Below are 13,453 nucleotides of genomic sequence, written 5' to 3'. Positions count from 1 at the left end.
ACGGCCATCGCATGGTGATGCGGCGGCCCAGCACGGGCAATTACGAAATTGCCCAACCGAACTAACATTTCTTGCCACCCGGCACCGATCGTCTGACAGCGCTCCATGTAGCCAATAGAATGTGCGGGCGAGCGGCACGCCCCTGCGCTGCGGCCGCTTGGCAACCCCTGCCACCGCGAGCGGCCCGAGCCACCATGCACCGTCAATCGTCCGATCCATCGCAGCACGCGCGCATTCATCGCATTGCGCTGCTGTTCAATGCCAACAAGGTGTATGACCGCGAAATCATCGCGGGCATTGGCGACTACATGCGCTCCACCCGCGTGACGTGGGACTTGTTTCTCGAAGAGGATTTCCGCTGCCGGCTGCCCGGTATCGAGCGCTTTGACGGCGACGGCATCATTGCGGATTTCGACGACCCAGCAGTCGCCGAAGCGCTGCGCGGTTGCCCGTTGCCCGTGGTAGCCGTCGGCTCATCGTATGAAGACGCGGCGCACTACCCGGCAAAGGAACCGTATGTGGCGACCGACAACGGCAAGCTGGTCGCGCTGGCCTACCGGCACCTGATCGAAGCCGGACTTCAGCACTTTGCGCTGTACAGCCTGCCCCAGGCACCTGAGAACCGCTGGGCACAGGAGCGCGAACTGGCCTTTACGCGTTTGCGTCGGCAAGACAATCCCGCCGCCCCCGTTGAGCAGGAGATCTATCGGGGGCTTTCGACCAGCGCGCCGACCTGGCATCAGGCGATCAGCCGGTTGATCGAATGGCTGCGCGGCTTGCCCAAGCCCATCGGCATCATTGCCGTGACGGATGCGCGGGCGCGCCACCTGCTGCAGGCCTGCATGACGGCGGGGTTCGCCGTACCGGAAGAAATCGCCATCATCGGCATCGACAACGATCCGCTCACGCGCACGCTCAGCCGCATCCCGTTGTCATCGGTCATTCAGGGCACCGTGGAGATGGGTCGCACCGCCGCACATCTGCTGCATCAGATGCTGGGCGGCGCCCGCCTGGCAGGCCGGCAGATTCTCGTACCACCCGTGGGCATCAACGTGCTGGCGTCGTCCCGGCACCAGCCGCTTGCCAGCCCGTACGTCATGCGGGCGCGGCACTTCATTCGGCAATACGCCTGCCAAGGGATCAAGACCGAGCAGGTCGCGGACTACGTCGGTATCTCGCGGTCATCGCTCGAAGAACACTTTCGTCGTGAATTGCATTGCACCGTGCACCAGGAAATCCTTCGCCATAAGCTCGACGCGGCCAAGCACATGCTGGCCAGCCGTGATGTCGCAACTGCCGAAGTGGCGGTGCGCTGCGGCTTTACTTCCCCGCAATATATGCACGCCGTATTCCGCCGCGAGCTGGATTGCACACCACGCGAATACCAGGAACGCACCATCGCAGAGGGCCAATCATGAGCATCGCGCCAGCGCTGTCCGCACACGCGCCGCTCGACGGCGCCATCTCGTCAGCAACATGGGGGCACTTGCCGGACGGTGAGCCGGTTCGGCTGTTCACGCTGCGCAATGCCTTGGGCATGCGCGTTTCGATCAGCGACCTCGGGGCGACGCTCGTCTCCTGGCAGGCGCCGGACCGCGGCGGGCGTCTGGGCGAGATTCTTCTCAACCATGCGACGCCTGCCGCCTACCTTGAATCGGGAAGCTATCTTGGGGGCTTGATCGGACGCTGGGCCAACCGGATTGCCGGCGCGCGCTTTACGCTCGACGGGATCGACTACGCGCTCGACCGCAACGAGGGCAGCAATCTGCTGCACGGGGGAGCGAGCGGGTTTCATCGGGCACGATGGGACGCCGACGATCAGGACGGCGCTTTGGTCCTGCGGCTCACGTCTGCGGAAGGCGATGCGGGATTCCCGGGCAATGTCGCCGTGCAGGTTCGCTATGCGCTTGCCGACGATGGCACGCTGTCGATCGACTACGAAGCGCGGACCGATGCGCCCACGCCGATCAACCTGACCAGCCACGGGTATTTCAACCTGAGCGGCAAACCCCGCACCGACATCAGGGGCCACATCCTGTCGATCGATGCCGATGCCTATCTGGAAGTCGATGCCAAGCTGATCCCGACACGGGCAGTGAGTGTCGCCGGCACGGCATTCGATTTTCGGCAGGCGGCGCCCATCGGGGCACGGCTGGACTGGCCTAACGCACAGTTGGCGCAGACCGGGGGATTCGACCACTGCTTCGTGCTGCGCAATTCGGCCTCGGACGGTCGTCCGCATGTGCGTCCGGTCGCGCGTCTGTATGAACCCGGCAGCGGCCGCGAGCTGACGGTGCTCACAGACCAACGCGGGCTTCAGTTCTACTCGGGCCACAAGCTGGCGGGCACGCACGCGCAGCGCAGCGGCTTATGCCTGGAAGCGAGTGCGTTTCCGAACCAGGTCAACATGCCCGATGCCGAAACAGTCATGCTGCGCCCGGGCCAGGTCTATCGGCAGCACACCGCATACCGCGTCTCCGTTGCCGGAGAAACCTGAGCCGCGGTGCAGCGCGGGCGTTGGATGATCAATGCGCGGCTGCGGCTGCACCGTGCATCACTTCGTGCGAGCCGCGGATGCCGTTGAACCAGGCGTTCAACACCACGGCCACCAGCGTGCCCATCACGATGCCGCTGTGGGTGATCGGGCGCGTCCAGTCCGGGAAGTGATGGAAGAAGGCTGGGGCAAGCGTCGGCATCATGCCAAAGCCCACCGACACCGCGATGATCAGCAGGTTGTGGCGCTGCTGTTGGAAATCGACCATGCCCAGCATGCGGATGCCGGCTGCGGCCACCATGCCGAACATCACGATGCCCGCCCCGCCCAGCACGTATTGCGGCACCGATGCCACCACGTACGACAGCTTCGGAAACAGCCCCAGCACGATCAGCAACACCCCGCCGGCGGCCGCCACATAGCGCGAACGCACGCCCGTGATCGACACGAGCCCGATGTTCTGCGAGAACGACGTATGCGGGAACGTGTTGAACACCCCGGCCACCACCGTCGCCAGACCATCGGCACGCAGGCCGTTGGTCAGTTCATTACGCGAGATGGGCTTGCCGACCACGTGCGCCAGCGCGAGGAACATGCCGGTCGACTCCACCAGCGTGATCACGATCACGATGCACATCGAGATGATGGCCGACAGCTCGAACTTCGGCATACCGAAGTAGAACGGCGTCACCAGCGTCATCAGGGGTGCGGCGCTCGCGTCGGCGAGCGACACCTTGCCGAACGCCGCCGCCACCAGCGTGCCCGTCACGATACCCAGCAGCACGGCGATGTTGCACAGCAGTGCGTTGCCGAACTTGGTCAGCAGCAGGATCGTCACCAGCACGAGCGCCGCAATGGCGAGGCCGAACGGATCGCCAAACGCCGGGTTCGGCACCATGTGGCGCACGCCGTCCACCACCTGCGGAATCATCTGCTGGCCGCCCGCGGCCCAGTTGATCCCGACGCTCAGCAGCGAAAAACCGATCAGCATGATGACCGTGCCCGTCACCACGCGCGGGAAGAGGCCGAGCAGCCGCCCCATCAGCGGCGCCACGGCAATCCCGAACACGCCTGAAACGATCGACGCCCCGAAGATGCCGGGCAGCCCCATGCCGGGCTCCACACCGATGGCGATCATGGGCGCAACCGCCGCAAACGTAACGCCCATCATGACCGGCAGGCGGATCCCGAACATCAGGAAACCGAGCGATTGGATGAGCGTGCCGATGCCAGCCGCAAACAGGTCGCAATTGACGAGATAGGAGAGATCGCTCTTCGACAGGCCGAGCGCATTGCCGACAATCAGCGGCACGGCGATCGCGCCGGCGTACATCACCAACAGGTGCTGCAGGCCAAGCGCGAACAGGCGTGGCAGCGGCAGAAATTCGTTGACGGGATCGCCAGCGGCGCCGGTGATTGTCGACGAAGAGAGCGAGGGTTGGCCGGGGGATTGGCGCATTGTCTGTCTCCTGGGCCGCCCCCGTGTCAGTGCCGGGAGCGTGCTTTAGGCGGATGGGGCGGGTTCGATCCGCCAGCATTCATGCGGCGTGATGCCGCGTATTCGCCGGAATCTTGGATGGGCGCCATTTTTCTGTCAACAATTACATACGTTTTTTGTGTACATATTTTGCGTTCTGAAATGCAGGTGCGCGATGGTGACTTCACGGGTCGCGTGCATCTGCCCCGGCACCGGAAATCAAAGATTCCTTGATACTGACGTCATCCTTCTCATCTCTGTGCTTCGCTGACCCGCTCCGATGCCATGAAGAATCCCGACTACAACCCCGCCAAGCCGCACCACACGCCGGACGGATTCCGCAACCGCTATCCGCACCCGCGCCCCGACGCCGATTTCTGGCAATGGCAACGCGAGCGCCGCCGCCTGAAGCTGCCCAAGCCGCCGACGCAAGACCTCTCCTGCGTTGCGCCCAACCTCGGTGCCATCCATCAGCCGCCGAGCCAGCCGCAACTGACCTGGATCGGCCACGAAACGCTGCTCCTGCAGATCGACGGGCTGAACGTGCTGACCGACCCGGTGTTCTCAAAGCGCGCCTCGCCGCTGCCGTTTGCCGGGCCGCGCCGCCATCAACCGCCAGGGCTGTCGCTCAAGCAGTTGCCGCATATCGACCTGGTGCTGATCTCGCACAACCACTATGACCACCTCGACCGCGCCAGCGTGCGGGCGCTGATGCGCCAGCCCGGCGGTGCGCCGATGTTCTTCGTGCCGCTGGGCATCGACCGCTGGTTTGCGCGCAACGTGCGCGGCACGCGCCTGGCCGGCGACCAACCGAACGTACGCGCGTTCGACTGGGACGACGAAGCCCGCTTCGGCCCCTTCGCCGCGCACTTCTGCGCCGTGCAGCACTGGTCCGCGCGCGGCCTGTACGACCGCAACCGGACGCTGTGGGGCAGCTGGGCGCTACTGCATCCGCACCTGCGCTTCTGGTTCTCGGGCGATCTGGGGTATTCGCAAGACACGCGCGACATCGGTACGCGCTTCGGCCACTTCGATGTGGCGGCCATTGCCGTGGGCGCCTACGAGCCGCGCTGGTTCATGAAGGCGCAGCACATCGACCCGGCGGAAGCCGTGCAGGTCATGCAAGACATCGGCGCACGGCAGGCCGTGGGCATTCATTGGGGCACGTTCGAGCTGACGGACGAAGCGCTGGACCAGCCCATCACCGACCTGGCCCACGCGCTGAAGGCCGCCAACGTGCCCGCCGAGCGCTTCCTTCTCTTCAAGCACGGCGAGACCCGCGTGTGGGATGCCGCCGCGTCGCGGCTCGTGACCGACGTGCCCGAAGTAACCGACGTGCCGAAAGAAAAAGCGCGGCCGCGAGATGACTCGCTGGCCGCGCAGTAAGAAACTGGCAGGTCAGGCACAGACCCGGCGTCGCTCGCCATTGGCGGCGGCGCTCGGGTGATATCGGATCAGGTCGGCGTCGGCAGCCACGCACGATCGCGCAGCCGCGAGCGGATGCGGGCAATCGCCTGGCTATGGATCTGACACACGCGCGATTCCGATACGCCCATCACGGCGCCGATTTCACGCAGGTTCAGATCCTGCTCGTAGTAGAGGCTCATCATGAGCTTTTCGCGCTCGGGCAGTGCCTCGATGGCGGCGACCACCGATTCGCGCAGGTCGTGGTCCAGCAGTTGGTCCAGCGGCGTGGCGTCGTTCTCGGGCGCACGGTTCTCGATGAAGGCGTCGGCGTCTTCGCGATCGAAATCTTCGTAATACAGCAGCTGGCTGCCTTGCAGGTCGACCAGCTGCTTCTGGTATTCGGCCAGCGACATGCCCAGCGCTGCGGCAATCTCGGTTTCGGTGGGCGCGCGGCCCTTCTGCTGCTGGAGCTTCTGGATTGCCTGCTCGATCGTGCGCGCGTTGCGGCGCAGGCCGCGCGGCAGCCAATCCGAGCCGCGCAGTTCGTCCAGGATCGCGCCGCGGATACGCTGGGCCGCGTAGAACTCGAACTGCACACCCTGCGTTTCCTCATAGCGCGACAGCGCGTCGAGCAAGCCCATCATGCCGGCCTGGATCAGGTCGTCCAGCTCAACGCTGGCCGGCAGCTTGACCATCATCTGGTTGGCAATGCGACGCACGAGCGGTGCGTACGTGGCCATCTCGTCGGACTTGGTCTTGCGACCGGTTGCGGTGTACATATCCATGCCTGCCTTTGACGCTTCGTTCATGCTGCGCCTCAATAAACCAATTCGGCCGCGCGTGCGGTGGCGCCGGGTGTCGCTGTCGATGCCGACATTGACGTTGCTTGCGCCGATTCATCTGCCGGCTCCTGAGCCGGTGCCCGCGCCGACATGACCACCCGTGACGGCGCACTGCCATCACCGGCTTGGGCCTCGGCGCTGGCCCAGCTCAACATTTCTTCGGCAAGCTGGCGGAAGGCCATGGCCGAAGGCGATGCGGGAAACGCACTCGCCACGGGCTTGCCGAGCGAGAGCGCGAGTTCTACGTGCCGGTCCTCGGGGAGGTAGCCGGCGAAATCGATCCGGGTGTTCAGGTACTGGCCCACGGTGTTGGCCAGGTTGCCGAACACGCGCACGGCGGAATCCACCGAATGCGCGCCGCACACCACGGTGCGGATGCCGGCGCCGCCTTGCAGCACGGCGGTTTTCTTGAGCAGCGTGTAAGCGCTCTTGATGCCTTCCGGACCATCCGAGAAGGTCAGCAGCACGTCGTCGCACGCTTCGGCCACGGTGCCCAGCGCCCGCGTGCCGAAATGCGCTGCCACGAGGGTCACATCCGCCGTCTCGTCGTGCTCCTCAAGCACACCGGCCATGGCCAGCACGGTCTGCGCGCTCACCACAGCGGTATCGCGGCCCATGCCGGACAGCGCGATGCGCAGGTTGTCGACAAAGTCATCGACCTGCTCTTCCGCGCCGATCACGAGCACGCGGCGGGCAGCGGCATGACCGAGCATGCGCCGCAGCCCTGCGGCTTGATCCTTGGCGAATGGCGTCGTCATGGTCGCCCCCTTGTCAGGCGAAATCGAAAGCGGCCAGGCCGGGTTCGCGGTTGCCTGCGTTGCGTGACACCGCACCCTGGGCCACGAGCAGCGATTCGTCCGAATCCAGCGTGAACGACGACTGCTCCGCACCGGCCCGGAACGAGCGGTGGATGAGCAGCTTCTTGTTCGGCACCGCGATGTCTTCCGGCACTCGCTGGCCGTACGACACGTAGTGCAGCGGCAGGCGGCGGCGGATCATCACGTCCATCGCGTGGCCCACGGAAGCGGCCTCGTCGATCTTGGTCAGGATGCAGCCGGCCAGGTTGGCGTCGCGGTAGGCACCCACGACTTCATCGAGCGTCTTGCCGTTGCTGGCAGCGTTGAGCAGCAGCAGGCGCTTGATCGACGGGCCCACGGCGTGCAGCATCGCCATCTGTTCGGACACGGCGCGGTCGCGCTGGCTCATGCCGATGGTGTCGATCAGCACGACGTGCTTCTCGCGCAGGTCGTTCAGCGCCAGGCTCAGGTCTTGCGCGTCTTTCACGGCATGCACCGAGACGCCCAGGATCTTGCCGTAGATGCGCAGCTGTTCGTGGCCGCCGATCCGGTAGCTGTCGGTCGACAGCAGTGCCACACGTGAGGCGCCATGGCGCAGCACGAAGCGTGCGGCCAGCTTGGCGGTCGTGGTGGTCTTGCCCACGCCGGTCGGGCCCATCAGGGCAAACACGCCGCCCTGGTCGAGCAGGCTGTTTTCATCCGACACGGTGCTCAGGTTCTTTTCAATCGCACGCTGCACAAAATCCAGCGCGCCTTCGTACGTGTCGTGCTGCGGCATGTTCTCCAGCACGTAGCGCGTGAGCTGCGCCGAGAACCCTGCGTTGAGCATGGTCTGGAACAGGCGCGTACGCACCGGGTCGCCCAGCTTCACGCCCAGCGAGGCCAGGCTCGACATGGCGTCGTTCAGCGTGCTCTTGAGCGTTTCGATCTCGCCGACCATGCGGCGGGTCATCACGTCGGTCTCGGCACGGATGCTTTCCTTCACGTCGGCCTGGAAGGCCGAACGCTGCAGGCTCACGTCATCACGCGGGGCTTCGGGCTTGGCCATCGTGTCCTCCACGCGGACGAAAATGTCGGACGCCTTGCCTGCGTCGGCTTGCGCGTCGATGCGGGCCTTCACAGGCGCTTCGGCCTTCTGCTGTTCTGCACGGAGGTTGCGGGCCTGGGCTTCCACGCGCTCGGCAAAGCTGCGCAGCGAAACCGGGCGCTCTTCCTGTTCATGTGCCTGCTCGCGTGGCTGCTCACGGCGTGCGGCAAAGCGGGCGGTCGATTCCATCGCCGGCTCCTCGTCTTCCACTGCGGTGCGGCGGGCGATGAATTGGGCGGTGCTGGCCAGGGCTTGCGCCGCGGACTGGGCAACCTCGGCATTGGCGCGGTCCAGCGACAGGCCAGCCAGCATGCGGGTGGACGCTGCCAGCGCATCTTCTTCGCCGAAGGCCACGTCGTCATCCACGCGCGTTTGCAGCGTGCGGCCGGCCGGCTTGGCCACCGGAGCAACCGGGGCTGCCGGAGCTTCATCCGGTGCCGGCGCGCGGCGCGAAGCAATGAAGCGGTTACGCAGACGGGCCAGCGCGTTGGGTGCCGGGGTCTCGGCCTGCGGGGCTTCATCCGCCGGTGCCTGCGCGGCAGCCACCGTTGCGGTTGCAGCGGCAATCGGTGCGGGCTCGGGAATCGGGGCCGGTGCCGTGGGACGGCGCTGCGCCGTCCGGGGCGCCGACGACTGCGTGTCGACCAGCGCATCCACGTGCGAATCGGATGCCGCGATGATCTCGATGCCGCCGGGAATGGCGCGGTTCGACAGGATCAGAGCGCCATCGCCCAGTTGGTCGCGGACCTTGCGCAGAACGTCACGCGACGTCAGTCCGGTAAATCGATGCATTTTCATGCGCGGCCTCCAAGCATGGCGACAACCTTAATCGTTCGGTGATCTGGAATTTCTGCGTGCGACAGCACGCGCAGGCTCGGTGCGGCACGCTTGAACAGGCGGGCGAGCATCGGGCGCAGTGCGGGCGGCACGAGCAGGACGCCGGTCTGACCCATCTGTTCGTGCTGCCGCGACGAGTCCGCTGCCGCCTGCATGAGCGAGTCGGCCAGTTGCGGTTCGATCGGGCCGGCGTTAGAGCCAACGACGCTTTGCAGCAAGATGTTCTCCAGATTCGGGTCAAGCGTGACGACCTGCATTTCGGTCTTGTTCGGGAAGAGCTGCTGGGCAATCGCCCGGCCCAGCGCCACACGCACGGCGGCGGTGAGTTCGGCGGGGTCTTGCGTCCTGCCTCCGTGCTCCGCCAGCGTCTCGACGATGGTGCGGATATCGCGGATGTGCAGGCCTTCGTCCAGCAGGTTCTGCAGCACCTTCTGCACGGTCGCGACGGGCAACAGCTTCGGCACAACGTCTTCGACCAGCTTCGGTGCTTCCTTGCCCAAATGATCGAGCAATTGCTGGACTTCCAAACGGCCGAGAAGCTCGGTGCTATGGGTGTAAATCAACTGATTGACGTGCGTGGCGATGACCGTGCTGCAGTCGACCACGGTGTAACCCTCGGCCTGCGCGCGATCGCGCACATCGGCAGTGATCCACATGGCAGGCAGACCAAAGGTCGGGTCCACGGTCGGGGTGCCGGGCAGTTGCGTGCCCAGTCGACCACCGAGGCCACCCATGCCGCCATGACCCCCCATGCCGTCCTGGCCGCCCGGGTTGATGGCGAGGAACTTGCCCTGCTGCACTTCGCCGTGGCCGATTTCCACACCCTTGAGGGTGATGCGGTACGACGACGGGCCCAGCTCCAGGTTGTCGCGGATGTGTACCACCGGCGCCAGGAAACCCATGTCCTGCGTGAACTTCTTGCGGATGCCCTTGATCCGGCGCAGCAGCTCGCCGTCCTGGCTCTTGTCGACCAGCGGGATCAGGCGGTAGCCGATTTCCAGGCCCAGCACGTCGACCCACGCAACGTCGTCCCAGCTCGCCTCGGGCGTATCCACCGGGGCAATGGCCTGCAGCACGGGCTCGATCTCGGGCACTTCGCGCTTCTTCTTGAGGTACCAGCCCAGGTAGCCCAGGCCGCCGCCAAACAGCACGAACGGGATGTGCGGCATGCCCGGCACCAGGCCCAGCAGGCCGAGCACGCCGGCAGTGGTCATCAGCACCATCGGCATGGCAAACAGCTCGCTCGACAGTTGCTGGCCGACGTCCTTGTCGGTGGAGACGCGGCTGACCATGATGCCCGCTGCGGTGGAGATCACCAGCGCGGGAATCTGCGCGACAAGGCCGTCACCGATGGTCAGCAGCGTGTAGTTGGTGGCGGCGTGGCCCACGTCCATGCCGTGCTGGAGCACGCCCACGGCCAGGCCGCCGACGATGTTGATCAGCAGGATGGCGATACCCGCCACCGAATCGCCGCGCACGAACTTGCTGGCACCGTCCATGGAGCCGAAGAATTCAGCTTCCTGGGCGATCTCCGTGCGGCGCCTGCGGGCCTCGTCTTCGCGGATGAGGCCGGCGTTCAGGTCGGCGTCGATGGCCATCTGTTTGCCGGGCATCGCATCGAGCGTGAAGCGCGCGCTGACCTCGGCGATACGGCCCGCGCCCTTGCTGATCACCATGAAGTTGATGATCACCAGGATGACGAACAGCACGATGCCGACGGTGTAGTTTCCGCCCACGAGGAAGTGGCCGAACGCCTCGATCACCTTGCCGGCGGCGTCGGGGCCGGTGTGGCCTTCCATCAGCACCACGCGCGTGGACGCCACGTTCAGCGACAGCCGCATCAGCGTGGTGATCAGCAGGATGCTCGGGAACGACGAGAAATCCAGCGGCTTGAGCGTGTGCATGCTGATCAGCAGCACGATGATCGACAGCGCGATGTTGAAGGTGAACAGCAGGTCCAGGATGAACGGCGGCAATGGCAGCACCATCATCGCCAGGATCAGGATGATGAGCACCGGGCCCGCGGCCGAGCGGTAGTCGCCCTTGCGCAGGATGTCGGTGACTCGGAGCAGTGCGGCGTTCATTGGCGGGGCGTGCAGCGGGGGGCTTTTCGATGGATGCCATCTTGCAGGCGGCATCGCCAAATCGAAGAAGCGAGAAAGCCGCCCAAAAGGCGGCTTTTCGTTGAAATACCCTCCCACCGGGGGGTGCGCTTCTACCCCTTCACGCCGCCAGGGGGGCCTGGGGGTGCGTCGTACCAGACTTTCATACAGAATCGCGTACTCAAATGGGCTGTGCCCATGCTGTCCCTCAACCGCTCCCCTTTCGATACCCTCGCGCTGCAGCAGCGGCCTGGTCGTATGCGCCATGCCGCCAGGGATGCTGGGTATGGGACTTGCAAATCATCCTGAAACGCCGCCCACCAGAGCCGGATCCAGGCAACGCCGCACGACGGTGGTGCAGTGCCCGGTGCGTGGATGCACCAACCCGATCATAGGCAACGTTCAATGAAGCGCCCCACCTCTGGATTACCGGACATCCATGATTGTTTGCCGGACTGGCCGTTCATCCGATGAGCGGCACCATGGACCATCAGCTTCATCACGCAAGCAGCGCCGTCGCAGCAAACCCTCCCCATGCCGCCCGGCACACGATGCTCGAAGACGTCTACGGCATGGCCGTCGGCATGATGTTTATCGTGACGGGGGTGGTGTTGCTCAGCGCGGCCGGACTCGTGACCGGTGGCATTGCAGGGATCGCGTTGCTCGTGTCGTATGTCGCGCCGCTGTCGGTCGGCACCATTTTCACGTTGGTCAACGTGCCGTTTTTCGTGTTCGCCTATTTCGTGATGGGCCCCCGTTTTGCCATCAAGTCGACGCTGGCCAGTTGTGGCATCACCCTCCTGCTTGCGGTGACGCGGCAGGCCTTGCACATCGATTTTGAGAGCCCGCTGTTTGCAGCGGTGGTGGGCGGGACGCTCAACGGCATGGGGGTGTTGGCGCTCGCCCGGCATGGCTCCGGCGTGGGCGGCACGGGCGTCCTGACGCTCTGGCTGCAGCGCACGCGGGGCATCAATGCGGGGATCGTACAGGTGGCCATCGATTCGATGATTCTGCTGACATCGCTCCTGGTGATTCCGACCGGCCGCGTGGGGTGGTCGGCACTCAGCGCAGTCGCCATGAGCGCGATGGTGATCGCATGGCACCGCCCGGGCCGATATAACGTCGTGGTGCGGTAGCTCCAGTCGGAGCCTTACCGGGCGAAGGCGTCAGCGTCAACGTCGGGGTTGCCGATCCCTCAGGCGCCGCTGGTGACGTCGTCATCGGCATCGTCCGGGCCGGGCTGCGGCCCCGGATCCATATCGGCAGGCACCGGCAGGTCGGTCGGACGCACCGGCACACGGCCGCCCACCTGATGCAGGCGGCGCAGCTGGTAGACATAGGCGAGCACTTCGGCCACAGCGGCGTAGAGCGCCTCCGGAATCTGGTGGCCGATCTCGGTATGGCGGTACAGCGCACGGGCCAGCGGGGGCGCTTCCAGAATGGGAATCTTGTGCTCCGTCCCCAACTCCCGAATCTTGGCGGCGACCATGTCGGCGCCCTTGGCCAGCACGCGCGGCGCGCCGCCTTCCTTCTCGGAATAGCGCAGCGCCACGGCGTAGTGCGTCGGGTTGGTGACGATCACGTCGGCTTTGGGCACGTCGGCCATCATGCGGCGCTGGGCCGCCTGGCGCTGCAGGTTGCGGATGCGGCCCTTGACGTGCGGATCGCCTTCGGACTCGCGGTGCTCCTTGCGCACCTCTTCCTTGGTCATGCGGTGCTTGCGCGCGTATTGCCACAAGGACAGCGGCACATCCACGGCCGCCACCAGCATCATCACCGCCGCCATGCAGAGGAAGGCCACGCCGGCCACGTGCAGGGTGTCGCGCATGGCCACACCCAGGTCCTGCTGCGGAAGTTCGATCAGATCACCGCGGTAATACCGAACGAGCAGCCAGCCCACGCCGGCAATCAGGAACAGCTTGATCAGCAGGCGGGGCAGCTCCATCAGCCCCTCCATCGAGAACATGCGCGTCAGCCCTTGCAGCTTGAACAGGCGCGAAATGTCGGGGGACAGCGGCTTGAACGAGATGGCCCCGCGCGTCAGCGCCAGCGGCGACAGCGCGGCAATCACCAGCATCAGCATCAGCCCGCCCAGCGCCATGGCCAGCGGCATGAACTGGCCGGTCACGTAGTTCCACTGGTCCTGCCCGCTGGTGTAGTTGTAGCGGTGGAATTCCAGGCAGCGCGCCAGAAAGGACGACGCTGCCCGCACAATTGAGTCGCCCATCACCCACAAACCACCCGCGGACACTGCCGTGAGGGCGAACGAAGCCAGTTCCCGTGATCTGGGAACGTCGCCTTCCTCGCGCGCCTGCTCGAGGCGCCTCGGAGAGGCTGGTTCGGTTTTTTCGAGATCGCTTTCTTCGGACATGCCGGCGTGCGAGGGGGGAACGGGATGGAATGCACAGCA

At 65.3% G+C, this 13,453-nt stretch carries 10 protein-coding genes; 4 read left to right on the top strand and 6 right to left on the bottom strand.

Annotation, left to right across the window (positions count from 1 at the left end; all coding sequences use genetic code 11):
• Positions 1–194 precede the first annotated feature (194 nt).
• Both N5B55_RS18555 and N5B55_RS18550 read left to right on the top strand, forming a co-directional pair.
• Positions 195–1,418, top strand: a complete 1,224-nt coding sequence (locus N5B55_RS18555) for a XylR family transcriptional regulator (protein ID WP_065854312.1) — start codon at positions 195–197, stop codon at positions 1,416–1,418.
• A complete protein-coding gene (locus N5B55_RS18550) occupies positions 1,415–2,497 on the top strand; it encodes an aldose epimerase family protein (RefSeq protein ID WP_304541001.1) in 1,083 nt (360 codons plus the stop codon). Before N5B55_RS18555 ends, N5B55_RS18550 begins: the two co-directional genes overlap by 4 nt.
• Positions 2,498–2,525: 28 nt before the next feature.
• Here the strand turns inward: N5B55_RS18550 and N5B55_RS18545 are convergent, their stop codons facing one another.
• Complete coding sequence (locus tag N5B55_RS18545) at positions 2,526–3,953, bottom strand: nucleobase:cation symporter-2 family protein (RefSeq protein WP_304540999.1); 1,428 nt, start codon at positions 3,951–3,953, stop codon at positions 2,526–2,528.
• Positions 3,954–4,256: 303 nt separating this feature from the next.
• On the opposite strand from N5B55_RS18545, the gene N5B55_RS18540 reads away from it, so the two are divergent.
• Positions 4,257–5,357, top strand: coding sequence for an MBL fold metallo-hydrolase (locus N5B55_RS18540; protein WP_304540997.1), 1,101 nt, complete (start codon positions 4,257–4,259; stop codon positions 5,355–5,357).
• A 68-nt stretch (positions 5,358–5,425) separates the two neighbouring features.
• On the opposite strand, the gene N5B55_RS18535 is transcribed toward N5B55_RS18540, so the two are convergent.
• The 4 genes from N5B55_RS18535 to flhA are packed head-to-tail and all read right to left on the bottom strand — an operon-like array spanning position 5,426 to position 11,025.
• Positions 5,426–6,187, bottom strand: coding sequence for an RNA polymerase sigma factor FliA (locus N5B55_RS18535; protein WP_027679301.1), 762 nt, complete (start codon positions 6,185–6,187; stop codon positions 5,426–5,428).
• A gap of 8 nt (positions 6,188–6,195) precedes the next feature.
• Positions 6,196–6,978: a MinD/ParA family ATP-binding protein gene (locus N5B55_RS18530; RefSeq protein ID WP_178961822.1), complete on the bottom strand. Its 783-nt coding sequence runs from the start codon at positions 6,976–6,978 to the stop codon at positions 6,196–6,198.
• 13 nt (positions 6,979–6,991) lie between these two features.
• Positions 6,992–8,902 (bottom strand): flagellar biosynthesis protein FlhF, encoded by a 1,911-nt coding sequence (flhF, locus tag N5B55_RS18525; protein WP_304540991.1) that lies wholly within the window; start codon positions 8,900–8,902, stop codon positions 6,992–6,994.
• The gene (gene flhA / locus N5B55_RS18520) at positions 8,899–11,025 is read right to left on the bottom strand and encodes a flagellar biosynthesis protein FlhA (protein WP_065854253.1); all 2,127 of its coding nucleotides are present in this window, start codon (positions 11,023–11,025) and stop codon (positions 8,899–8,901) included. Before flhA ends, flhF begins: the two co-directional genes overlap by 4 nt.
• 461 nt (positions 11,026–11,486) lie before the next feature.
• On the opposite strand from flhA, the gene N5B55_RS18515 reads away from it, so the two are divergent.
• Positions 11,487–12,179, top strand: coding sequence for a YitT family protein (locus tag N5B55_RS18515; protein WP_304540988.1), 693 nt, complete (start codon positions 11,487–11,489; stop codon positions 12,177–12,179).
• A 59-nt stretch (positions 12,180–12,238) separates the two neighbouring features.
• Here N5B55_RS18515 and flhB read toward each other — a convergent pair whose 3' ends face one another.
• Positions 12,239–13,414, bottom strand: a complete 1,176-nt coding sequence (gene flhB / locus N5B55_RS18510) for a flagellar biosynthesis protein FlhB (protein WP_065854251.1) — start codon at positions 13,412–13,414, stop codon at positions 12,239–12,241.
• Positions 13,415–13,453: the final 39 nt, after the last annotated feature.

The sequence above is a fragment of the Ralstonia pickettii genome (assembly GCF_030582395.1).
Taxonomy (GTDB): Bacteria; Pseudomonadota; Gammaproteobacteria; order Burkholderiales; family Burkholderiaceae; genus Ralstonia; species Ralstonia pickettii_D.
This window is presented reverse-complemented; position numbering and strand designations above follow the sequence as displayed.

Coding starts and splice junctions, on each gene's coding strand:
- N5B55_RS18555 (WP_065854312.1), top strand. CDS start 195: ATGCACCGTCAATCGTCCGATCCATCGCAGCACGCGCGCATTCATCGC.
- N5B55_RS18550 (WP_304541001.1), top strand. CDS start 1,415: ATGAGCATCGCGCCAGCGCTGTCCGCACACGCGCCGCTCGACGGCGCC.
- N5B55_RS18545 (WP_304540999.1), bottom strand. CDS start 3,953: ATGCGCCAATCCCCCGGCCAACCCTCGCTCTCTTCGTCGACAATCACC.
- N5B55_RS18540 (WP_304540997.1), top strand. CDS start 4,257: ATGAAGAATCCCGACTACAACCCCGCCAAGCCGCACCACACGCCGGAC.
- N5B55_RS18535 (WP_027679301.1), bottom strand. CDS start 6,187: ATGAACGAAGCGTCAAAGGCAGGCATGGATATGTACACCGCAACCGGT.
- N5B55_RS18530 (WP_178961822.1), bottom strand. CDS start 6,978: ATGACGACGCCATTCGCCAAGGATCAAGCCGCAGGGCTGCGGCGCATG.
- flhF (WP_304540991.1), bottom strand. CDS start 8,902: ATGAAAATGCATCGATTTACCGGACTGACGTCGCGTGACGTTCTGCGC.
- flhA (WP_065854253.1), bottom strand. CDS start 11,025: ATGAACGCCGCACTGCTCCGAGTCACCGACATCCTGCGCAAGGGCGAC.
- flhB (WP_065854251.1), bottom strand. CDS start 13,414: ATGTCCGAAGAAAGCGATCTCGAAAAAACCGAACCAGCCTCTCCGAGG.